Here is a 22,854-nt window from a genome sequence, read left to right as displayed (position 1 = left end):
CCGGGCCTCCAGGCCCGGCCACCGGTCCCTGCCCGGCCCGCACGAGCCCGGCCTGCACGAGCACAGCGCGTCTCGCGCCACCCGAGCACCATCCGAGGAGCACCCCCGTGTCGACCACGACCGACCGACCCGTCCCCCACCGCTGGCTGCGCCGCCCCGGGCCGCACGCGCCGTCGGGCACGCCCGCCGCGACCGCTGCCGACGACGCGCCCGGCGCACCTGCCGAGCACGCGCCGTCGGGCCTGTCCTACGGGGCGGACTACAACCCGGACCAGTGGCCGCGCGAGGTGTGGGACGACGACGTGCGCCTCATGCGCGAGGCCGGCGTGACCGTCGTGTCGCTCGCGATCTTCTCGTGGGCGCGGATCCAGCCGACCGAGGACACGTGGGACTTCGCGTGGCTCGACGAGATCATGGACCTGCTGCACGAGAACGGCATCACCGTCGACCTCGCGACGGCGACCGCGTCGCCGCCGCCGTGGCTCACCACGAAGCACCCCGAGATCCTGCCGCAGACCCGCACGGGCGAGACCCTGTGGCCGGGCGCGCGCCAGCAGTGGCGCCCGACGTCCCCGGTCTTCCGCGAGCACGCGCTGCGCCTCGTGGAGCGCATGGCCGAGCGCTACGGGGACCACCCGGCGCTCGTCGCGTGGCACGTGTCGAACGAGCTCGGCTGCCACAACGTCGACGACTACAGCGACGACGCCGCCGCCGCGTTCCGGACCTGGCTGCGCGAGCGCTACGCGACCCTCGACGCGCTCAACGCCGCGTGGGGCACCGCGTTCTGGTCGCAGCGCTACAGCGCCTGGGAGCAGATCCTGCCGCCGCGCCTCGCCGCGTCGCACCCCAACCCCACGCAGCAGCTCGACTTCAAGCGCTTCTCGTCCGACGCGCTGCAGGACTACCTGCGCGCCGAGGCCGCGATCCTGCGCCGCGCGACCCCCGACGTCCCCGTGACGACCAACTTCATGGTCATGGGCGAGACGAAGGGCATGGACTACGCGGCGTGGGCCGACGAGCTCGACTTCGTCTCCAACGACCACTACGTGCTCCCCGGCCCGCAGGCGCTCGACGAGCTGTCGTTCTCCGCGAACCTCACGGGTGGCATCGCCCGGCACCGCCCGTGGTTCCTCATGGAGCACTCCACGAGCGCCCTGAACTGGCAGCCCGTGAACGTCGCGAAGAAGCCGGGCGAGCTCGCGCGCGACTCCCTGACGCACGTCGCGCACGGCGCGGACGCCGTCTGCTACTTCCAGTGGCGCCAGTCCGCCGCGGGCGCGGAGAAGTACCACTCCGGGATGGTCCCGCACGCGGGCGAGCACTCGCGCCTGTTCCGCGATGTCGTCGCGCTCGGCGCGACCCTGCGCGATCTCGCGCCCGTCGCGGGCAGCGAGCAGAAGCCGTCGCGCGCCGCGATCGTCTTCGACTGGGACTCGTGGTGGACGTCCGAGCTCGACTCGCACCCGACCGACCGCCTGCGCTACCGCCAGGAGGCGCTCGACTGGTACTCCGCGTTCCTCGCGCTCGGCGTGCCCGCGGACGTCGTGCCGGTCGCCGCGGACCTCACGGGGTACGACGTCGTCGTGGCCCCTGTGCTGCACGTGGTCCCGGCAGCGCTGCGGGACCGCCTCACGACGTTCGTCGAGGGCGGTGGCCATCTCGTCACCACGTACTTCTCGGGTGTCGTCGACCAGGACGACCACGCCTGGCTCGGCGGGTACCCCGGCGCGCTGCGCGACCTGCTCGGCGTCCGCGTCGAGGAGTTCTCGCCGCTGCTCGACCACGAGTCCGCGACGGTCGAGCTCGGCGGCGAGCAGCTCGAGGCGACGCTGTGGACCGAGCCGGTCGACGTCGTCGACCCCGACGTCGAGGTGCTCGGCTGGTACAAGACCGGCGAGCAGGCGGGACGCGCCGCCGTGACGCGCCGGGTCGTGTCGGCCGGCGAGCGCGCCGGGTCCGCGGCGTACGTCTCGACGCGCTTCGGCCGCGAGGGCCTCGTGCCCGTGCTCGCGCGCTTGCTCGACGACGCGGGTGTACGCAGCGAGCTGCCCGCCGCGGTGCGCGGCCAGGTCGAGCTCGCCGTCCGCACGAACGGCACCGACGACTTCTGGTTCCTCGTCAACCGCACGGCCCTGCCGGTCGAGGTGCCCGACGTCGCGGGCGACGTCCTCGCGGGCCGTCGCCTCGCGCCGTCGGGCACGGCAGGCATGGCTGGCACTGCGGGCACTGCGGGCACTGCGGGCACTGCGGGCACTGCGGGCACTGCGGGCCCTGCGGGCACGGACGCCGTGGCCACGAGCGACGCGACCGGTGCGCTCCTGCTCGACCCGCGCGGCGTGGCGGTCGTCCGCCGCCCCGCGAACCCGCCGAGGTAGTACCCCGGTCCGCCGAGGTAGTACCCCGGTCATCCACCGGGGCACTACCTCGCGAGGCCCCGGAACTACCTCGCGCGACGGCTCCGGGCCGTCGTACGCGATCACGTGGACCGACGACGCCGTACGGGTCGCGGTCGTTCACCGACGTCTCCCCGGGCGCGAACGCGTACCAGTCGTTCGCGGCGCGCTCCGCGTCCGCCCCCGCCGGGACGGCCCAGGTCGTCGTCGACGGCTTCCCGCCGGTCGACGTCGCCTACGCGGCGCGCACCTGCTGACGACCCGCACCACCATGACGGCGGCCCGCCGGGGAGGAACTCCTCGGCGGGCCGCCGCCCGTGCTGGGGTGACGGTCCCGAGGCCCGGTCGAGACACGATCGGGACACGATGGGAACGCTTCCGCGGGACCCACGAGCGGAGGAGGCGGACATTGCGTAGCGTAGGCACCTGCGCCCTGGATCGTCCGGGGTGCGCTGAAGGAGGCGCGTCGGTGGCCGAGAGCGGTGTGCGGGTGCAGGACGACGGGACCCTGTGGGTCATGTACGGCGAGATCGACGCCTCAGTTCAGGCGCGGCACGAGGACGACCTGCAGCGGCAGGCACAGGCGGCGACCGCTCAGATCCGCATCGACCTGACCGACGTGACGTTCATGGACTCGGGCGGCCTGCGGCTGCTGTACCACGCGGCGACTGCGGGCGGGACCCCGCCGGCCCTCCTCGGCACGCCGCGCCGCGTCCGCGACCTGCTCGAGCTGAGCGGCGTCGACTCGCTGTTCCAGGTCGAGGACCCCGCGTGACCATCACCGCCGCGGACGTCCCGGTCCGTTTCGTCGAGATCGGCTCGTGGCGCCTCGCCACGCTGGCCGACCTCGGGGACCTGCGCGGGCAGGTGCACCGCACCCTGACGGGCGCGCCCCTGCCGCCCGACCGTCACCTCGACGCCGCCCCGGAGCGCATCGTGCTCGTCGCGAGCGAGCTCGCCACGAACGCGCTCCGCCACGGACGGCCACCGGCGCACGTCCGGCTGCTGAGCGACGGGCGCGAGTTCGTCGTCGACGTCGTCGACCACTCCCCCGAGCGCCCGCCCGTCATCGACCCGCACCGCCCGCCCGGCGCCGGCGGCTTCGGCCTGCAGCTCGCACGCCGCGCGGCCCGCGAGGTCGGCTGGTTCACGACGCCCACGGGCGAGAAGCACGTCTGGGCCCGGTTCGAGGTGCCGGTGTTCCGTGCCGGTACCGGCGCGCGGAGCGCCCTCGCGCTCCTCGCCTGACCACGGCCGGGCTCCCCCGCCCGACCGCAACCCTGCCCGTGCAGCGCCCGAGCACTGGGGGCGCCGACGCGTCAGGGCTCGCGGCGGAGCACGAGGAGGGTCGCGTCGTCCGCCGAGCGCGGGTCACGGGCCGCGGCGAGGATCTCGTCGGCACCCGCCCCCGCACCCCCGGCGAACACCGCGGCTAGCCGCTCGAGCCCTTGCCGGATCGACTCCTCCCGTCGCTCCACGAGCCCGTCGCTGTAGAGCACGAGCGCACCGCCGCGCGGCACCTCGAGGACGTGGGTCGTCGGCGCGCGGTCGACGAGGCCCAGCGGCGGCACGCTCGCCCCCTCGGCCCAGCGCGGCGTCCCGTCCGCCTCCACGACCAGCAGGGGCGGGTGCCCGACCGACACGTGCTCGACGACGCCGCTCTCCGGGTCCAGCAGCGCGACGGCGACGGTCGCCACCTCGCCGGGAAGCGTCCAGCGGGCGAACTCCTCCAGCCGCTCGACCGCCTCGGCCGCCGAGGACGTCCCCACGAGCGCGGCCCGGAGGGTCGTGCTCAGCTGACCCATCGTCGCGGCCGCCTGGAGCCCGTGCCCGGTGACGTCGCCGACGACGAGTGCCACCCGGCCCGACGGCAGGTCGAGCGCGTCGTACCAGTCGCCGCCGACCAGTCCGGTGCCCGCCGACTCGTAGCGCGACTCCAGGGTCCAGCCCTCGACCCGTGGCAGCAGCGCGGGCAGCAGGCTGCGCTGCAGCTCCTCGGTCGCGCGCAGCGCCTTGCGCCCGCGCGCGTAGAGCGCCTCGACGAGGTGCCCGCGCAGCGCCGCGGCGAAGTCCGTCTGGTCCGACGTCCACGGGCGGCTGTGCCCGCGCACGACCTCACGCCACCGTTCGAACGACTTGCGAGGGCTCAGCCGCACGTCGCCGCCCTCGCGGCGGGCGATGGCCTTGTTGTGCGGGTCCCCGCCCCAGTCGACGTGCCGGAGCACCTCGTCCCGGACCCACAGCACGACCTGGCCCTCCGGCAGCACGATGCCCAGGACCCCCGCCACGTCGGGCATGAGGGCGGCGACCTCCGGCGCGTCCCGCGCGAGCCTGTCGGTCACCACCAGCTCCTCGTCCTGCGCGAGCACCCACGAGACGAGCGCCCGGCAGCCGTCGTCCCCCGGGACGTTCCCGACCGACGTGATCCGGCCCTCCGCGACGACCACCGCGCCGTCGGCGCGCACGAGGCGGCGCAGCCATCCGGACCGGGTGATCGCCGTGCCGAGCGGGGCCGCCTCGTCGCGGCTGTCCGCGGCGAGGTGCGCGAGCACGCTCTCCGCACGCCGCACCTCGGCGTCACGCTCCGTCTCGGCCTGCGCCACGAGCCGGACCGACAGCGCCGAGCCGAGGAACTCCGCCGCCGTGCGCACCTCGTACGGCGGCTCGTGCGGCCCCGCGTAGTGGTGGCACGCGATGAGGCCCCACAGCCGCCCCTCGCGCAGCAGCGAGATCGACATCGACGCCCGCACGCCCATGTTCCGCAGGTACTCGAGGTGGATCGGCGAGACGCTGCGCAGCGTCGAGTACGTGAGGTCGAGGGGGGCGCCCGTCGTGGGCAGCACCGTGGGGAGGATCGGCGTCGGCTCGTAGTCGACGTCGGCGATGAGCCGGATCCAGTTCTTCTCGTACAGCGCCCGCGCCTGGGGCGGGATGTCCGACGCCGGGTAGTGCAGCCCCAGGAAGGAGTTGAGGTCCGCGCGGCGCGCCTCCGCGACGACCTCGCCGTTGTGCTCGGCGTCGAAGCGGTAGATCATCACTCGGTCGAACCGCGTGAGCTCGCGGACGTGGCGGGCGGCGTCCTCGTACAGCTCGCCGAGGGTCGCGGCCCGCTCGAGGTCGCGCAGGGAGCGGCGCACCGCGAGGTACGTGTTGGGGAACGTCAGGGGCCGCGCGCCGGCGGCCGGCTCGAGCTCGACGACGAGCACCGGCTCGGCGCCGGGACCGTCGTCGGGCAGCGGCGGCCGGTGCAGCACCGCGTCGACGACGCGACCGGTGGCCTCGAGCTGCAGGCTGAGCGGGTTGCGGTCGGCCAGGTCGCCCGACGCCGACGCGTGCGTGAGGATCCTCGCCGCCGCCTCGGGTCCCAGCGCCGCCGCGAGCGGCCCGCCGAGCAGGTCGTGCGGCGCCGCGCCCAGGAACCGCTCGCTGTTCTGCGAGACCTGGAGCACCGTGTGGTCCGACTCGCGCACCACGAGCAGCGCACCCCGCGGCTGGATCAGCCCCGGTACGTGGATCGGCTCCCGCGCGCAGTTGTCGAGATCGACGGGCTCCCCTGGTGCGAGCAACCCCTCAGGGTCGACCGTGCTGGTCACGCCTACCTCCATCCGCCGCCGCCGCCGTGGCCCTCGCGGGTACGGCGCGGAAAGATCGACGGATCACCTGGGCTCGACGATCCGGTTCGAACGGCTCAGGCTACCGCCTGCGGGAACGAATTTCTGCCACGGATGCCGGTCGTCTCACGCAGGAGACCGCCGGTCCCGACGCCGCGGCGCTGCGCCGTCCCCCCGCGCGACGGTGCGCCCCGGCGTGACCGGTGCCACGGAACCACGCGGTAGCGTCGTACGTCGGACGGGCGGGAGGAACGGAGCGCCGTCCGCCCACGAACCGAGCCTGAAGGTGGCCATGAGCACGACAGTCGACCTGCCCGAACCGATCCTGCGCGCGGCGGACCTCTCCGCGGGATACGCAGGGCCGGACGTCGTCCACGGCATCGACCTCGAGGTCGTCCCGGGCACCGCGCCTGTCGGGATCGTCGGCGAGTCCGGCGCGGGCAAGTCGACCGTCGTGCGCGCCCTCGTCGGGCTCGTGCGGCCCACCCGCGGGCACGCGACCTACCAGGGACGCGCCGTCTCGAAGCTCTCGCGACGCGACAAGAAGACGTTCAAGGCGGAGGTGCGCCGCGTCTCCCAGGACGGGCTCGCGGGCGTGGGGATCGACCCGCGCTGGACCGTCGACCGGACCCTGTCGGCGGCGCTCACCGAGGCGCGCAAGGCGGGGCGGGCGAACGGGCGACCGGTCGCCGACCTCCTCGCCGACGTCTCGCTCGAGCCGCGCTACGCGCCGCGCACGATCCACTCGCTCTCGGGGGGCGAGAAGCAGCGCCTCGCGCTCGCCGTCGCGCTCGCCACGCGGCCCCGGGCGCTCCTGCTCGACGAGCCGCTGACAGCCGTCGACCCGGCGATGCGCGGTGACGTCGTGCGCCGGCTCGGCGAGGCGACGCAGCAGCTCGGGACCGCGGTCCTCCTCGTGTCGCACGACCTCGAGCTCGTCGAGCGCCTGTGCCCCACGGTGCACGTGCTCGCTGACGGCACCTTCGTCGCGTCGGGCGCGCTGCGGGACGTGTTCGCCGGGACGGCGCCGGGTTCGGACCACCCCGCGGTCCGCGGGCTCGCCGAGGCCGCCCCGCTCGCGGTCCAGCGCTTCCGCTGATCGCCGTCGGGAGAACTCGCCCGGAAGAAGTTCGCGCGCGGTGTCGAAGACGGGTACCTCCCGTTCGACGTCCTGGTGAACCCGCCCCCACGGCACTACGGTCGAGGGGCACTCACCGAGGAGGAACATCATGCGCGTCATGGTCCTGATCAACGGCACCGGAGCCGACGAGGACAAGATCGCCCCCACGCAGGAGATGCTCGCCCAGATGGGCGAGTACAACGAGCAGCTCGTCAAGGCGGGCATCATGCTCGACGGGCAGGGCCTGCACCCCAGCGCGAAGGGCGCGCGGGTCGTGTTCGACACGACCGGGACGTCCGTCGTGGACGGCCCGTTCACCGAGTCGAAGGAGCTCCTCGCGGGGTACTGGATCTGGCAGGTCTCCTCGCTCGAGGAGGCCGTCGAGTGGGCGAAGCGGTGCCCGTCCGACCCGCAGTACGGGGTCACGCAGGTGCTCGAGATCCGGCCGATCTTCGAGCCCGAGGACTTCGGCGCGGAGTACACGCCGGAGCTCCGCGAGCAGGACGAGCGCCTGGCCGAGGAGATCAAGGCCCAGCACGGCGGGGCCTGAGCCGGTGCCCGACGCACCGACGACGCGTGGGCGGGTCGCGCCCGCGCGTCACCGGGACGAGGTGCGCCGGACCGTCGAGGCGGTCTGGCGCATCGAGTCTCCGCGGCTGATCGCCGGGCTCGCGCGCACGCTGCGCGACGTCGGGCTCGCCGAGGACGTCGCGCAGGAGGCGTTCGTCGCCGCGCTCGAGCAGTGGCCCGAGCAGGGCGTCCCCGACAACCCCGGCGCGTGGCTCACGACGGTCGTGCGCCGCCGCGCCGTCGACCTGGTCCGCCGCGAGCGCACGCGCGACGCGAAGTACGCGCACCTCGCGGCGGACCTCGTCGCGCCCGGCGCGAGCACGCACGGCGGCACGACGGCGCGCGCGACCGACGGCGGCGCGGTGCTCGTGGGCAGCGTGCCCGCCCCGGACGCCGTGGTCGACGCACCCGTGGATGACGACCTCCTCGCGCTCGTGCTCGTCGCGTGCCACCCCGTGCTGCCGCGCGAGGCACGCGTCGCACTGACGCTCCGGCTCGTCGGCGGGCTCACGACGGAGGAGATCGCGCGCGCGTTCCTCGTCCCGTCGTCGACGGTCGGGCAGCGGGTCTCGCGCGCCAAGCGCACGCTCGCCGAGGCCCGGGTCGCGTTCGAGGTGCCGCAGGCGGACGAGCTGCCCGCCCGGGTGCCCGCGGTGCTCGAGGTCGTGTACGTCGTCTTCACCGAGGGGTACGCCGCGACGTCGGGCGACGCGTGGGTGCGCCGCGACCTCGCCGAGGACGCGATGCGCCTCGGCCGCGTGCTCGCCGGCCTGCTGCCGGCGGAGCCGGAGGTGCACGGGCTCGTCGCCCTCATGGAGCTCCAGGCGTCGCGCTTCGCGGCGCGCACGGGGCCGGGTGGCGAGCCCGTCCTCCTCGAGGACCAGGACCGTTCGCGGTGGGACCGGCTGCTGATCCGGCACGGTCTCGCCGCGCTCGACCGGGCCTTCGCGCTCGGCACGCGGGGCGGGAAGGTCCTCGGGACGTACACGCTCCAGGCGGCGATCGCCGCGTGCCACGCGCGCGCGGCGACGTTCGCCGAGACGGACTGGGAGGCGATCGTGTCGCTGTACGACGCCCTCGCCGCCGTCGCGCCGTCGCCCGTGGTCGAGCTCAACCGGGCGGTCGCCGTGCTCATGGCCGACGGTCCGGAGCGCGCGCTCGAGGTGCTCGACGGCGTCGCGGACGACCCGCGGCTGGCCCGCCACCACCTGCACGGGGCGGTGCGCGGCGACGTCCTGTCCCGCCTCGGACGGCACGCCGAGGCGGCCGAGACGCTCGAACGCGCGTCCGGGCTGGCCCCGACGGCGCGCGAGCGCCGCCTCCTCCTCGGCCGCGCCGCCGCGGCGTCCTCCCGTGCCGACGCCGAGCCCCCACCCACGAGATAGACCCTGGGCCCACGAGATAGAGCCCTGGTCATCGACCAGGCTCTATCTCGGCGACCTCGGCTCTATCTCGTGAGGACGGTCTCGATCGCGGCCTGCTCGTCGTCGGTCAGCGCGGGCGCAGAGAGAGCGGCGACGCTGTTCTCGAGCTGGCGGACGCTGCTCGCCCCGACGAGGGCGGACGTGACGCGCTCGTCGCGCAGCACCCACGCCAGCGCGAGCTGCGCGAGGGACTGGCCGCGCCCCTGCGCGATCTCGTTCAGCGCCCGGGCCGTCGCGAGGTAGTCCTCGTCGAGGTTGTCGGCGGACAGGAACGGCGAGTCGGGGCGCGCGGCCCGCGAGCCCTCGGGCGCGGAGCCCGAGAGGTACCGGTCGGTGAGGAGTCCCTGCTGGAGCGGGGAGAAGACGATCGTCCCGATGCCGAGGTCGCCCGCGACGTCGAGCAGCGACTCCGACTGCACGCCGTCGTAGCGGTCCTCGTGCGACGGATCCTCGACGTGGCGGTTGAGCATCGAGTAGCTCGGCTGGTGGATGAGCAGCGGCGTGCCGAGGTCGGCGAGGATGCGTGCGGCCTCGCGCGTGCGCGCCGGCGAGTAGTTCGAGACGCCGACGTACAGCGCCTTGCCCGCCTGGACGGCGTCGTGCAGGGCCCGCATGGACTCCTCGAGCGGCGTGCTCGGGTCCGGGCGGTGGTGATAGAAGACGTCGACGTAGTCGAGACCCGTGCGCTGGAGCGACTGGTCGAGCGAGGAGAGCAGGTACTTGCGGGACCCGCCGTCGCCGTACGGGCCGGGCCACATGTCGTACCCGGCCTTCGACGAGATGACGAGCTCGTCGCGGTACGCCCCGAGGTCCTGCGCGAGGTGCCGCCCGAAGTTCTCCTCGGCCGAGCCGTAGGGCGGGCCGTAGTTGTTGGCGAGGTCGAGGTGCGTGATCCCGAGGTCGAACGCGCGCCGCAGGACGGCGCGCTGGGTCTCGAAGGGGTTCACGTCCCCGAAGTTGTGCCACAGACCGAGCGAGATCGCGGGCAGGTCGAGGCCGCTGCGCCCCGTCCGCCGGTAGGTCATCGAGTCGTAGCGGTCGTCGGCAGCGACGTAGCGCGGGGTGAGAGGCATGTGCCCATTCTGCCCGTGCGTCACCGCCTGCTGCTCGCCCCGGCACACGGGACGAGCAGCAGACGTCGCGCCCTACGCGACCGCGGTCCCTTCGAGCTCGACCATCTGCCCGGGGATCGCCAGGCGGGTCACCCCGAGCATCGTGGTGGTGGGAGCCACCCTGGCCGCGCCGAGCCGTCCGGCGAGCGCGCCGTAGTGCGGGAGCAGCGCGTCGACGTCGGTGGTGTAGACGGTGAGGCGGACGAGGTTCGCCAACGTCATGCCCGCCTCGGCGAGCACGGCCTCGAGGTTGTCCACGGCGAGCGCGAGCTGCCCGGCGATGTTCCCGTCGTGCTCCGGCCTGCCGTCGCTGCTCGTCGCGGTCTGTCCCGAGACGTACAGGGTCCGGCTCTGCCCGGACACGAGCTCACCCTGGTTGAAGCCCATCGCCAGCGACCACGTCACCGGGTTGACTGCTGTGCGTTCCATCGACACTCCCTCGTTGCGACTGCGCGCGTCCCGCGGCTCGGTAGCCACGTCCTCGACGCCGCAGGACGAGTCTCCGCAGCAATCACGACACCTGGTGTCACGTTTTCTGGGACGATGGGCTCGTGCGTGCGGATCGGCTGGTCTCGCTGGTGCTGCTGCTGCGCCAGCGGGGCCGCATGAGCGCGGACGAGCTGGCGACCGAGCTGGAGGTGTCCACGCGCACCGTCCTGCGCGACATGGAGGCGCTCTCCACCGCCGGGGTCCCGGTGTACGCCGAACGCGGCCGGCACGGCGGGTTCTCGCTGCTGCCCGGCTTCCGCACCGAGCTCACCGGTCTGAACCACGACGAGGCTCTCGCGCTGCTGACGGCGGGCTCAGGGCGCGGCGAACAGGTCTTCGGGCTCGGCTCCGCGCTCGCCTCCGCGATGCGCAAGGTGGTCGACGCCCTGCCGGAAGGCCACCGGGTCAGCGTGGACGACGCCGCCCGGCGGTTCCTCGTCGAGCCCGAGTCGGACCTGCTCTCGCGCCGACGCGCCACCGAGGACGTGGCGGGTGCTGTGATGAGCGAGGTACGCCGCGCGGTGCTCAGAGGCCGCAGGCTGCGCATCCACTACGCCGCTCCTGACACGACGCCTCGTTGGCGCACCGTCGACCCGGTCGGCCTGGTCACCGTCCGCGGCCGCAGCTATCTCCTGGCCCTCTCGGCGGGTGAGGACCGCACCTACCGGCTCTCGCGGATGCTCGCCGCCGAGGAGCTGCCGGAACCCGCGCAGCGTCCCGGGCAGCTCGACCTCGACCGGATCTGGGCCGAGCGCAGCGCACAGTTCCTGTCCGAGAACCATCTCCCCGTCACGGTCAGGGTCGACCCCGGGCGACGGGAAGAGCTGCTGGACACCGCGCGGGCCGTGCGTGCCGAGGAGTCGGACGTCGACGGCTGGGTACGGTTGGAGATCACCTTCGAGGACCTGCGGCACGCCGTCTGGGCGATCTGGCAGCTCGACACCGGCGCGGAGGTCCTCTCCCCCGACCCGCTGCGCGCCGCCCTGCGCGACCGCGCAGCCGCCCTCGTCACCCGCTACGACACGTAGGTCGAGCGCGGACGCCGTCGCGTCACCCACCCGCCGCGGACTACTCCCACGTCGCGGCGTCCGGATCGATGCCGTGGTGGCGCGCGGACTCGTCGATGATCCGACGGAACCAGACGGAGAGCCCGTCGCCGATCCCGTCGTAGTACGACGAGAACCCAGTATCGGCCTCGAACATCCGACCCAGGCACACCTGCATCGGTCGCGTCAGAGGGAAGAAGTTCGAGAACAGCTCACGGTGGCGCTCGGCGAGTCCGTCCGCCTCCTCGCTGCCCGGCTCGACGCCCCGGCCCATCGCCTCGGCGAGGTCGCGCTGGAGAGCGGACATCGCCTCGGAGAGGGCTCGCCACTGACCCGGCGAACGGGACGCGGAGCGCTCCGCGAACTGCGCCCACTGCGTCGACCCGCCCCACCTGGAGCGGGCCGAGGCCGCGTGCTGGGGATCCCAGTCCTCACCGAGGACGTCGCGCTGCTCGTCGTCGCTCATCAGGATGCCGCGCTCGTGCGCGTCGGTCAGACGCTCGAGCTGTCGGTCGAGCCGCTGCAGATCGCGGATCCGTTCAGCCAGCTGCGCCCGTTGCGCCCGCAGGGTGTCGACGATCTCCGCCGTGGCGTCGTCGAGCGCTGCACGGATCGCGTCGAGCGAGAGGCCGGCCTCACGGTACGCCACCACACGGCTGAGACGTTCGAGGTCGTCCCAGGTGTAGAGCCGGTAGCCGGCGGGTGTGCGGCGGGACGGCGACGCGAGACCGATCTCGTCCCAGTGGTGGAGCGTGCGCACGGTCAGACCGAGAAGGTCGGCGGCGACCCCGACCGTCGCGTCCTCATCCGTCTCGCTCTCGGTCATCGTCGTCATTGTGCTCCTCCGTGAGCGTCCGGCGCGAAGATGCCGACCGATGCGAGATCGCGTCCCGCGTCGCTGTCGGGCTCGTACGGCGTCGCGGCCGTGAACGTGACGTGCGCGCCCTCCGGGGTGCGCACGTCGATGTCACGGGTCCTCCACGGCGTCTCGTAGGGGCCGGTCACCGAGTCCGGGGACAACGCGCGGCACGCGTCGGCCACCGCCTCGAGCTGGCTGAGCACGCACGAGACGAACACCTGCACCGGCGATGGCGATGGCGACGGCGTCGGCGATGGCGACGTCTCCGAAGGCTCGGCGCTCTCCGCCGGGACGAGCAGGACGTCCTGGAACGCCCACCGCCGCAGATGGACCACCTGGCCGGGAATGCTGAACAGGTCGACGAAGCCGAGCCCGCGCACCCAGAAATCTGTCGACGCCGCCAGGTCCCGCGTCGTGATCTTCACGAACATCGGCATCGCGTAGATGCCGCGGTACGGTTCCGGCGCCACCGCGTCAGGGCCGTCTGGGACAGGACTCATCTCGAAGGCGTTGAAGTAATCAGGCATGCGAGCCAGGCTGGAGCCTCACGTCGCGTGAGGGTCAAGCCCGCGTGGTCGCAGGCGCGTCGGCGACGAGCTCACGGCGCGGGACACGGTGCGGCGCGAGTGGCACGGCCCCTCTTGCTACGCGGACTCGCGCACGACGAGCGTCGGCTCGAAGATCACCGAGGTCACCCGCGGCTCCCCCTCCTCGACCTGCTCGAGCAGCATGCGCGCCATCTCCGCGGCCATCTGCTCGACGGGCTGCCGGACGGTCGTGAGCGTCGGGTGCGACTGCGTGCCGACGGGGCTGTCGTCGAACCCGACGACGGCGACGTCCTCCGGGACGCGGCGGCCGAGGCGCTGCAGGGCGTGAATCGCACCGCGAGCCATCATGTCGTTCGAGGCGAAGACGCCGTCCAGACCGGGGGCGCGCTCGAGCAGCTCGCGCATCGCGGCCTCGCCGCTCTCGGCGGTGAAGTTGCCCTCCGCGCTGGGGACGTAGGCGACGCCGTGGCGCGCCATCGCGTCCCGAAATCCGTCGAGGCGGTCGCGGGCCGCGAGCACGCCGAGGGGCCCCGAGATCACCCCGAGCCTCCGGCGCCCCGTACCCAGCAGGTGCTCCGCGGCGAGGCGTGCGCCGTCGCCGTTGGCGAGGTCGACGTAGCTCACGGGCAGCGGTCGGGGCGGGCGGGCGAACAGGACGGCGGGCCTGCCGGTCGCGAGGAGCTGTTCCGGCAGCGGGTCGTCGGCATGGGTCGTGACGAGGAGCGCGCCGTCGGCGTTGCCGAAGCGCAGGTACGAGACCACCTGCTGCCGCGCCTCGTCGCTGTCGGCGACCATCAGCACGGGGTGCACGTCGTGGGGTCGGAGCGACCGGACGAAGGACCCGACGGCGCGACCGAAGAAGGGGTCGGCGAGGATCCGGGAGAGGTAGAGATCGTCGTCGGGTCCCGGCTCGGCACCTGAGACGACCACCGCCACGGTGCCGGTGCGGCGCGTGACGAGCGAGCGCGCCGCGCGGTTCGGGACGTAACCGGTGGCAGCGACGGCCTGGAGGACCACCTCCTGGACGGCGGGCGCGACCTTCCGCTTGCCGTTGACGACGCGAGAGACCGTGGCACGCGAGACGCCGGCCACCTTGGCCACGTCCTCCAGGGTGGGCGCACCGCGCCGGACCTCGCTCACGAGCCGACGATAGCAGGGGTGAGAGCGATTGCCGAGCCCTCCACCCGAGGCGAGAGAACGGCCTCCGGGGCGGAAAAGTTACTGACTAGTAGGTCAGCGTAAGGAGCCGTTTTATTACCCTCTGTCCCGTTTTTTGCGCCAAGGGAGGCGCCGCTTCCCCTTGACACTCCTGTAGAGCGGGTGAAAACTCGGCCTCGGGTAAGAGCGCTCTCCCAAACAGCTCCCGGTCGCGGCGCCGCGACCGGGAGCACGGCTCGACGACGAACTGGGCCCGGGTCGACGACGACCTCGGGCGGACGGAGAGGTAACGACGACGATGCGCACCACACCCCCCACCGCCACCGGGCGGCACCGCACACCACGAGGAAGAGCCCGCGCCGTGCGCGTTGGCCTCGCCGCCCTGACCACCACGGCGCTCGCGGGCGCCGCGCTCGTCGTGCCGGCCGCGACGGCCAGCGCCGAGCCGGTCCTCCTCTCGCAGGGCAAGCCCGCCACGGCGTCGTCCGTGCAGGACGACTGGGCGGGATACGCCGCGGCGAAGGCCGTCGACGGCGACCTCGGGACCCGCTGGTCCAGCGCGTACTCGGACCCGCAGTGGCTCCAGGTCGACCTCGAGCAGGACGCGAGCATCGACCGCGTCGAGCTCGTCTGGGAAGGCGCCTACTCGACGTCGTACCAGGTCCAGGTCTCCGACGACGCCTCCACGTGGACGACGGTCCACTCGACGGGCTCCGGCGACGGCGGTACCGACGTGCTCGACGTCGACGGGGAGGGCCGCTACGTGCGCCTCCTGTCGACGGCGCGCAACGGCGGCTACGGCAACTCGCTCTGGGAGCTCCGCGTGTTCGGCGAGGTCGACGGCTCGGGTCCGACGGATCCCACCGACCCGCCGGACCCGACGGACCCGGACTACGTCTTCCCCGGACACCCGGACGTCCCCGTCAAGGACTCGGGCCCGAGCGTCGTGGACGTCACCGGCGGCAACGGCGACTGGGACCTCCAGGTCGACGGCGAGCCCTACACCGTGCGCGGGTTCACGTGGGGACCGTCGTTCGCGGAGGCCGACCACTACATGCCGGGCCTGACGGGCATGAACGGCAACACGACCCGCACCTGGGGCACGGGCCCGGACACGGTCCAGCTCCTCGACTCGGCAGCCGACCACGATGTCCGCGTGATCATGGGCTTCTGGCTCCTGCCCGGCGGCGGGCCCGGCTCGGGCGGCTGCATCGACTACCGCACCGACACGCAGTACAAGTCCACGACCAAAGCCGACATCCTCAGCTGGGTCGAGACCTACAAGAACCACCCGGCCGTGCTCATGTGGAACATCGGCAACGAGGCGATCCTGGGCCTGCAGAACTGCTACTCCGGCACGGACCTCGAGGAGATCCGCCACGCCTACGCCGCGTTCGTCAACGAGGTGAGCGTCGCGATCCACCAGATCGACCCGAACCACCCGACCACCAACACCGACGCCTGGGCCGGCGCCTGGCCGTACCTCAAGGCGAACGCCCCCGACCTCGACCTGCTGTCGATCAACGCCTACGGCGACGTGTGCAACATCGCGGAGAACTGGGAGGCCGGAGACTACGGCAAGCCGTACGTCCTCACCGAGGGCGGCGCGGCCGGCGAGTGGGAGGTGCCCGACGACGCGAACGGCGTCCCGGACGAGCCCACCGACATCGAGAAGGGCGCAGCGCTCGTCAGCTCCTGGAAGTGCCTCATGGAGCACGAGGGCAAGGCGCTCGGCGCGACCTTCTTCCACTACGGCACCGAGGGCGACTTCGGCGGCGTGTGGTTCAACGTCATCCCGGGCGACAACAAGCGCCTCGGCTACTACGCGATCGCGAAGGCCTGGGGCGTCGACACGAGCGCCCTGAACACCCCGCCGCGCATCACGCGCATGGACGTCCCCGGCAGCACGAGCGTGGTCTCCGGCGGCACCGTGGACATCGAGCTGACCGCCACGGACCCCGACGGCGACCCGATCGAGTACGTCGCGTTCCTCAACAGCAAGTACATCGACGGCGCGGGCGGCCTCGCCTGGACCGAGCTCACGCGGACCGGCGACGGGACGTTCACGGTCAAGGCTCCCGAGCGGCTCGGCGTCTGGAAGGTCTACGTCTGGGCGGAGGACGGCCAGGGCAACGTCGGCGTCGAGACGCGCTCGTTCCGCGTCGTCGCACCCGCTGTCCAGGGCACGAACATCGCGCTCGGCAAGACCGCGACGGCGTCGACGTTCGACCCGTGGAACGGGGACTGGACCCCGGCGCGCGCGATCGACGGCGACCAGTCGACCCGCTGGGCGAGCCAGTGGGGCGCGACGGCCTGGTACCAGGTCGACCTCGGCTCGGTGCAGTCGTTCGACCACCTCCAGCTCGTGTGGGAGGCCGCGTTCGGGAAGTCCTACGAGATCCAGACCTCGAACGACGGCAACGCGTGGACCACGGTCCGCACCGTCACCGGGGGCAACGGCGGGGTCGACAGCATCGACGTCGCCGGCACGGGGCGCTATGTGCGCCTGAACCTCACCGAGCGAGGCACCGACTGGGGCTACTCGCTGTTCGAGCTCGGCATCTACCGGCGCTGACCGGACGGACGGGGGCGGCGTCGCCGTCCCCGTCCTCCTCGTGCCCGGCCACCGACGGACGGGCGCACGCACCACCAGACGACGACGTCCACGGAGGAAGCATGCACACGAGAACCAGCACGCCACGATCCCTCAGCGATCCCCCGGACCGCACATCCACCCCTGGTGTCCGACGCCGTTCGCGCGGCCTCACGGGCGCCCTCGCCCTCGGCCTCGTCGCGTCGTCGCTCGTGGTGGCCGGCGGCGCCGCGGCGGCACCCGGGACCTTGCTCTCGCAGGGCGCGCTCACCGCGGCGTCCAGCTCCGAGTCGGGCGGCCTCGGGCCGCGGTTCGCCGTCGACGGCGACCGCGCCACCCGCTGGGCGAGCTCCCCGAGCGACGACCAGTGGTTCCGCGTGGACCTGGGCACGGCCCAGCAACTCGAACGCGTCGTCCTCGACTGGGAGGCGGCGTACGGCAAGGACTTCAGCATCCAGGTGTCCCACGACGCCCAGACCTGGTCGACGGTCGCGACGGTGACCGACGGTCCGGGCGGCGTCCAGACGCTCGACCTCGACACCACGGGTCGCTACGTCCAGCTGGTCGCCACCGAGCGCGGCACGCAGTACGGGTACTCGCTGTTCGAGCTACAAGTGTTCGGCGACGGCGAGGCTCCCGACCCGGACGACCCGACGGACTGGGGCGACGAGGTGACGCACCACGAGTTCCAGGCGAACTGCTCGTTCTCGCACTTCGCGCCGGACGACCCGATCGTGTTCCCGGGCCAGCCCGGGAGGTCGCACCTGCACACCTTTATCGGGAACCGCGTCACGGACGCATTCACCACGCCTGAGGACCTGTTCGAGAACACCGACTCGACGTGCACCGTGCCGCAGGACCACTCGTCGTACTGGTTCCCCGCGATCGAGAAGAACGGCGTCCCGATCGAGCCGGACATCCCGATGACCGTCTACTACAAGTCCGGGATCGACGACTACACGAAGGTCGTGCCCTTCCCGGCCGGCCTGCGCTTCGTCGCCGGCAACATGATGGCGACGTACGACGAGTTCCGGACCGCGCCCGGCGCGGTCGAGGGCTGGGAGTGCGGTGAGATCTCGAAGAGCTGGGACATCCCTGCGCACTGCCCGGAAGGCTCGCAGCTCAACATCCGCTACCAGGCGCCGAGCTGCTGGGACGGTATGCACCTGTCCCCCGACGCGGCGTCGCACATGGGGCACGGCACGCACATGGCGTACCCCGTCAACGGGCAGTGCCCGATGAGCCATCCCGTCGCGGTGCCGATGATCGAGTTCAAGATCGCGTGGCCGGTGAGCGGGGACATGTCGGACGTGAGGCTCGTGAGCGGTTCCGACCAGTCGTGGCACTACGACTTCATCAACGGCTGGGAGCCCGAGGTGCTCGAGCGCCTCGTCGAGCACTGCATCAACGGCGGGCTCCAGTGCAACCCGCGCGGGTACGACCTCTACAAGCCGCATCGCGGCACGGTCCTCGACGAGGACTACGAACTCGTCGGCTGACCCTCTCCTGACCCACCCAGACGGTGCGGCGCCGCCCTTTCAGACCCTGGCGGCGCCGCACCGCAGGCACCCGTGTGCCCGAAGCGGCCGCGGTCCGATCGCGGCCGCCGCTCCACCGACCCGAAGAAGGCAGGAACATGCACATCCGAGAACGGTCCAGGACCTCCCTGGCAACCTTCGCCGCCGCGGTGACCGCGGCGTGCGTCGCGGCCCCGCTGGTCGCGACCGCGGCGCCCCTCAGCACGGCGGCCGCCCCGGTCAACCTCTCGCAGGGCAAGCCCGCGAGCGCGTCGAGCGTGCAGGGCGACTACGTCGCCGCACGGGCAGTCGACGGCGACCTGAACACCCGCTGGAGCAGCGCATTCACCGAGGGCCAGTGGCTCCAGGTGGACCTCGGCCAGGTCTCGACGCTCACGTCCGTGGCGCTGACCTGGGAGGGCGCGTACGGCAAGGGCTTCCGCATCGAGGCGTCCGACGACGGCGCGACCTGGCGCACGGTCCGCACCGTGACCGACGGCACGGGCGGGCAGCAGACGCTGCCCGTGTCCGGGACGGGACGCTACGTACGCGTCCTCGGCACCGAGCGCGGCACGGGCTACGGCTACTCCCTGTGGGAGCTCCAGGTGTTCGGCACGCCGGGGACCGGCGGCGGGACGGGCGACCCGGGCGACCCCGGTGGCGAGGACTGCACGACGAACGCCGCGCTCGGGAAGGCGGCGACGGCGTCGTCCACGGAGGGCGCGTACGCCGCCGGGCTCGCGGTGGACGGCAAGGCCGACACGCGCTGGGGCAGCCAGTTCTCGGACGCGCAGTGGCTCCAGGTGGACCTCGGTTCCGTGCAGGACGTCTGCGGGATCGAGATCGACTGGGAGGGCGCGTACGGGAAGGGCTTCCGCGTCGAGGCGTCCGACGACGGCTCGACGTGGCGCACGCTGCGCACGGTCACCGACGGGACCGGGGGGAAGCAGGTCCTCGACGTCACGGGGTCGGGACGCCACCTCCGTCTGGTCGGGACCGAGCGCGGGACCGGCTTCGGCTACTCGATCTGGGAGCTGCGCGTGCTGACCTCCGGCGACCCGACGGAGAACCCCGGCCCGGGCGGACCGATCGAGGGCGGCGGCGACCTGGGACCGAACGTGCACGTGTTCGGTCCGGACACGCCCGTCGACCAGATCCAGTCCGCCGTGGACGAGGCGTACGCGGCCCAGGAGACCAGCCAGTTCGGCGAGCGCCGAGACCAGTTCCTCTTCGAGCCCGGCACGTATCCCGTGCACGTGAACGTCGGCTTCAACACGTCGGTCAACGGCCTCGGCCGGAACCCCGACGACGTGAACATCACCGGCGGCATCTGGGCCGACGCGGAGTGGTTCGAGGGCAACGCGACGCAGAACTTCTGGCGCTCCATCGAGAACCTCTCCGTCACCCCGACCGGCGGCGACATGCGCTGGGCCGTCTCGCAGGCCGCCCCGATGCGACGCATCCACGTCAAGGGCAACCTCATGCTGCACTCGTCGCGCTACGGCTGGGCGTCCGGCGGGTACACCGCCGACTCCGTCGTCGACGGCCAGGTCCGCGGCTACACCCAGCAGCAGTGGTACACCCGCGACTCGACCCTCACCGGCGGCTGGGACGGCACCCTGTGGAACATGGTGTTCTCCGGCACCGAGAACGCCCCGCCGACGACGTTCCCCGAGCCCGCCGTGACCACGCTCGATACCTCCGGCGTCATCCGCGAGAAGCCGTACCTGTACCTCGACGGCGACGACTACGCGGTGTTCGTGCCCGAGCTGCGCGACGGCACACGCGGCGCCACGTGGAAGAACGGCTCCACCCCGGGCTCCTCGATCCCGATCGACGAGTTCTACGTCGCGCAGCCCGGCGACAGCGCGGACCGCATCAACGCCGCGCTCGACCAGGGTCTGAACCTGCTCCTCACCCCGGGCATCTACCACCTCGACGAGACGATCGAGGTGAACAACCCCGACACCGTCGTGCTCGGGCTCGGCTACGCGACGATCGTCCCGGACGCCGGGCAGACCGCGATGCGCGTCGGCGACGTCGACGGCGTGAAGGTCGCGAGCGTCCTGTTCGACGCCGGTGCGAACGAGTCCCCGAGCATGCTCACCGTCGGCACCGAGGGCTCGACCGCCGACCACGCCGACGACCCGATCTCTCTCCACGACGTGTTCGTCCGCGTGGGCGGTGCGCACGCCGGCAAGGTCGAGGCCGCCATCGTCGTCAACGCGGACGACACGATCGTCGACCACATCTGGTCCTGGCGCGGCGACCACGGCGAGGGCATCGGCTGGACCGTCAACACCGCCGACTACGGCCTGATCGTCAACGGTGACGACGTGAGCGGCTACGGCCTCTTCGTCGAGCACTACCAGAAGTACAACACCCTGTGGAACGGCGAGCGCGGGCGCACGATCTTCTACCAGAACGAGCTGCCCTACGACCCGCCGAACCAGGCCGCCTGGAACCACGACGGCATCCGCGGGTGGGCCGCCTACAAGGTCGCCGACGACGTGAAGTTCCACGAGGCCTGGGGCCTGGGCTCCTACTGCGTGTTCACCTCGGACGCCTCGATCGTCTCCGACAACGGCTTCGAGGTCCCGGTCACCCCGGGCGTGAAGATGCACTCGCTCCTCACCGTCTCCCTCGGCGGCGTCGGCACGTACGAGCACGTCATCAACGGCGTCGGCCCGAGCGCGAGCGGCACCGCGACGATCCCCGCGAAGGTGGTGAGCTACCCGTGATCCCCTGGTGACGGTCGTCGGGTCGTGTGGTCAGGTCCGGTCCGACGCCTCCACGGGGCGCCGTCCGGTCACCTCCGGCCCGACACCTCCACGGAGGGCGGGGCGGGTCTACCATCCGCCGCTCGTTCCTCGCGGCTCCCGCCAGACCCACCACGACCCGCCCCGCCCTCCGTTCCGGCGCCGGACCTCGTCCTGGCCCCCCACCTCAGGTGGTGGTCCGGGGAGTGTCCGTACGGCGTCAGGAAGATCACGACCGTCACCTTCGACCCGGTGCAGGGGCCGGATCGAAGGCGACGCGTCGCTCGCCCCTCCCCACCGACAGAACGCGAGATGCGAGTCGTTGCCCTTCCGGAAGCGGAAGGACCGGCAACGACTCGCATCTCGTCGTTCGTGCGGCGACGCTCTCGCGCGACAGCCTCCGCGAGGCGGGGCGGTCTACGAGGCCGTGGGGCGGGCGGTCGAGGCGAGGCGGCCAACGAGGCCGGGGGCGGAGCGACGGGTGGGGCGGGTCGTGGTGGGTCTGGCGGGAGCCGCGAGGAACGAGCGGCGGATGGTAGACCCGCCCCGCCCCTCGCGCAGCCCCCGGCCGGACTCGCCCCGCCCCTCGCGCAGCCCCCGGCGGACCGACCCACGAACGCTCAGCGCGACGGCGTCTCCACGACCTGGCCCGCCCACGCGAACCCGCCACCGAAGCCGAACAGCAGCGCGGGCGCCCCGGCGGGGATCTTGCCGGCGTGCCACCACTTCGACAGCCCGAGCGGGATCGACGCGGCCGACGTGTTGCCGGACTCGACGATGTCCGTGACGACGACCTTGTCCTCCATGCCGAGCGCCTTGGCGAGCGGCTCGATGATGCGCAGGTTGGCCTGGTGGGCGACCAGCACCTCGATGTCGTCGAGCGCCACGCCGGACCGCTCGACGACGAGCTTCGCGCGCTCTGCCGCGCGCGTGATGGCCCACTTGAAGACCGCTCGGCCGTCCTGGGCGAACTTGTCGGCCGGCGCCTCGATGAGCACGGCGGGCGTGAGGTCCGGCTCGGAGCCCCACGTCACCGGGCCGACGCCCGGGGTGTCGGACGCCTGGAGCACGGCGGCGCCCGCGCCGTCGGCGGTGAGGATGCACGTGCTGCGGTCGGTCCAGTCGGTGAACGCGGTGAGCTTCTCGGCGCCGATCACGACGGCGGTGCGCGCGGACCCGGCGCGGATCGCCTGGTCCGCGAGCGCGACGGAGTGCGCGAAGCCGGAGCACGCGACGTTGACGTCGAGCACCGCAGGGCCGACGACGCCGCGCAGGTCGAGCTCGGACGCCTCCTCGGGGGTGGACTGCCCGGGCATGACGCCGGTGCGCAGGTGGTAGGCGACGCGTCCCGCGGTGTTGGGCGAGCGGTCGACGGCGGTCGCGGTCGCGACGATCACGAGGTCGACGTCGGCGGCCCCCACGCCCGCGTCGTCGAGCGCGTGGCGGGCTGCCCCGACGGCCATGTCGGCGACGGTCGTGTCGTCGTCGGCGACGTGCCGGGTGACGATGCCCGTGCGCGACCGGATCCACTCGTCGTTCGTCTCGACGAGCTGCGCGACGTCGTCGTTGGTGAGCGTCTTCTCGGGCTGGTGGTGTCCGAGGCCGACGATGCGCGATCCGGCCGCGCCGGTGGCAGGTGTGAGCATGCGTCGATC

General features: G+C 72.8%; 17 protein-coding genes. 10 read left to right on the top strand and 7 right to left on the bottom strand.

Going from position 1 to position 22,854, the window contains the following annotated elements:
• The first annotated feature begins 107 nt into the window (after nt 1-107).
• The 3 genes from AC4H2G_RS00250 to AC4H2G_RS00240 all read left to right on the top strand — a co-directional run bounded on the left by AC4H2G_RS00250 (nt 108) and on the right by AC4H2G_RS00240 (nt 3,641).
• Nucleotides 108-2,375 (top strand): beta-galactosidase, encoded by a 2,268-nt coding sequence (locus AC4H2G_RS00250; protein WP_494363778.1) that lies wholly within the window; start codon nt 108-110, stop codon nt 2,373-2,375.
• Nucleotides 2,376-2,862: 487 nt separating this feature from the next.
• The gene (locus AC4H2G_RS00245) at nt 2,863-3,168 is read left to right on the top strand and encodes an STAS domain-containing protein (RefSeq protein WP_494363777.1); all 306 of its coding nucleotides are present in this window, start codon (nt 2,863-2,865) and stop codon (nt 3,166-3,168) included.
• Nucleotides 3,165-3,641, top strand: coding sequence for an ATP-binding protein (locus tag AC4H2G_RS00240; RefSeq protein WP_494363776.1), 477 nt, complete (start codon nt 3,165-3,167; stop codon nt 3,639-3,641). Before AC4H2G_RS00245 ends, AC4H2G_RS00240 begins: the two co-directional genes overlap by 4 nt.
• A 71-nt stretch (nt 3,642-3,712) precedes the next feature.
• On the opposite strand, the gene AC4H2G_RS00235 is transcribed toward AC4H2G_RS00240, so the two are convergent.
• The gene (locus tag AC4H2G_RS00235; RefSeq protein WP_494363775.1) at nt 3,713-5,986 is read right to left on the bottom strand and encodes a SpoIIE family protein phosphatase; all 2,274 of its coding nucleotides are present in this window, start codon (nt 5,984-5,986) and stop codon (nt 3,713-3,715) included.
• Nucleotides 5,987-6,296: 310 nt separating this feature from the next.
• On the opposite strand from AC4H2G_RS00235, the gene AC4H2G_RS00230 reads away from it, so the two are divergent.
• The 3 genes from AC4H2G_RS00230 (at nt 6,297) to AC4H2G_RS00220 (ending at nt 9,079) form a co-directional block, all read left to right on the top strand.
• A complete protein-coding gene (locus AC4H2G_RS00230; protein ID WP_494363774.1) occupies nt 6,297-7,103 on the top strand; it encodes an ABC transporter ATP-binding protein in 807 nt (268 codons plus the stop codon).
• Nucleotides 7,104-7,242: 139 nt separating this feature from the next.
• Nucleotides 7,243-7,674 carry a YciI family protein gene (locus AC4H2G_RS00225; RefSeq protein ID WP_494363773.1) on the top strand — a complete coding sequence of 144 codons (432 nt, stop codon included), beginning with the start codon at nt 7,243-7,245 and terminating at the stop codon, nt 7,672-7,674.
• Between the two features lie 4 nt (nt 7,675-7,678).
• Complete coding sequence (locus AC4H2G_RS00220) at nt 7,679-9,079, top strand: RNA polymerase sigma factor (protein ID WP_494363772.1); 1,401 nt, start codon at nt 7,679-7,681, stop codon at nt 9,077-9,079.
• Between the two features lie 62 nt (nt 9,080-9,141).
• On the opposite strand, the gene AC4H2G_RS00215 is transcribed toward AC4H2G_RS00220, so the two are convergent.
• Both AC4H2G_RS00215 and AC4H2G_RS00210 read right to left on the bottom strand, forming a co-directional pair.
• Complete coding sequence (locus AC4H2G_RS00215; protein WP_494363771.1) at nt 9,142-10,191, bottom strand: aldo/keto reductase; 1,050 nt, start codon at nt 10,189-10,191, stop codon at nt 9,142-9,144.
• A gap of 72 nt (nt 10,192-10,263) precedes the next feature.
• Nucleotides 10,264-10,659, bottom strand: a complete 396-nt coding sequence (locus tag AC4H2G_RS00210) for a RidA family protein (RefSeq protein WP_494363770.1) — start codon at nt 10,657-10,659, stop codon at nt 10,264-10,266.
• Nucleotides 10,660-10,781: 122 nt separating this feature from the next.
• Between AC4H2G_RS00210 and AC4H2G_RS00205 the strand changes: the two genes are divergently transcribed.
• Nucleotides 10,782-11,747 carry a helix-turn-helix transcriptional regulator gene (locus AC4H2G_RS00205; RefSeq protein WP_494363769.1) on the top strand — a complete coding sequence of 322 codons (966 nt, stop codon included), beginning with the start codon at nt 10,782-10,784 and terminating at the stop codon, nt 11,745-11,747.
• A 40-nt stretch (nt 11,748-11,787) separates the two neighbouring features.
• Here the strand turns inward: AC4H2G_RS00205 and AC4H2G_RS00200 are convergent, their stop codons facing one another.
• From AC4H2G_RS00200 to AC4H2G_RS00190, 3 genes are all read right to left on the bottom strand, one after another.
• On the bottom strand, nt 11,788-12,591 hold the full coding sequence (locus AC4H2G_RS00200) for a MerR family transcriptional regulator (RefSeq protein ID WP_494363768.1): 804 nt from the start codon (nt 12,589-12,591) through the stop codon (nt 11,788-11,790).
• A 5-nt stretch (nt 12,592-12,596) separates the two neighbouring features.
• Nucleotides 12,597-13,151, bottom strand: a complete 555-nt coding sequence (locus tag AC4H2G_RS00195) for a VOC family protein (RefSeq protein ID WP_494363767.1) — start codon at nt 13,149-13,151, stop codon at nt 12,597-12,599.
• Nucleotides 13,152-13,268: 117 nt separating this feature from the next.
• A complete protein-coding gene (locus tag AC4H2G_RS00190; protein ID WP_494363766.1) occupies nt 13,269-14,312 on the bottom strand; it encodes a LacI family DNA-binding transcriptional regulator in 1,044 nt (347 codons plus the stop codon).
• Nucleotides 14,313-14,691: 379 nt separating this feature from the next.
• Here AC4H2G_RS00190 and AC4H2G_RS00185 point away from each other — a divergent pair, with 379 nt between their 5' ends.
• The 3 genes from AC4H2G_RS00185 (at nt 14,692) to AC4H2G_RS00175 (ending at nt 21,181) form a co-directional block, all read left to right on the top strand.
• Nucleotides 14,692-16,905: a discoidin domain-containing protein gene (locus tag AC4H2G_RS00185; RefSeq protein WP_494363765.1), complete on the top strand. Its 2,214-nt coding sequence runs from the start codon at nt 14,692-14,694 to the stop codon at nt 16,903-16,905.
• A 101-nt stretch (nt 16,906-17,006) separates the two neighbouring features.
• A complete protein-coding gene (locus AC4H2G_RS00180; RefSeq protein ID WP_494363764.1) occupies nt 17,007-18,422 on the top strand; it encodes a DUF1996 domain-containing protein in 1,416 nt (471 codons plus the stop codon).
• Between the two features lie 137 nt (nt 18,423-18,559).
• Nucleotides 18,560-21,181 (top strand): pectate lyase-like domain-containing protein, encoded by a 2,622-nt coding sequence (locus AC4H2G_RS00175; RefSeq protein WP_494363763.1) that lies wholly within the window; start codon nt 18,560-18,562, stop codon nt 21,179-21,181.
• A gap of 638 nt (nt 21,182-21,819) precedes the next feature.
• Here the strand turns inward: AC4H2G_RS00175 and AC4H2G_RS00170 are convergent.
• On the bottom strand, nt 21,820-22,845 hold the full coding sequence (locus tag AC4H2G_RS00170) for a 3-oxoacyl-[acyl-carrier-protein] synthase III C-terminal domain-containing protein (RefSeq protein WP_494363762.1): 1,026 nt from the start codon (nt 22,843-22,845) through the stop codon (nt 21,820-21,822).
• Between the last annotated feature and the right edge of the window lie 9 nt (nt 22,846-22,854).

The organism is Cellulosimicrobium sp. BMG9.23, assembly GCF_059159985.1.
This window is presented reverse-complemented; position numbering and strand designations above follow the sequence as displayed.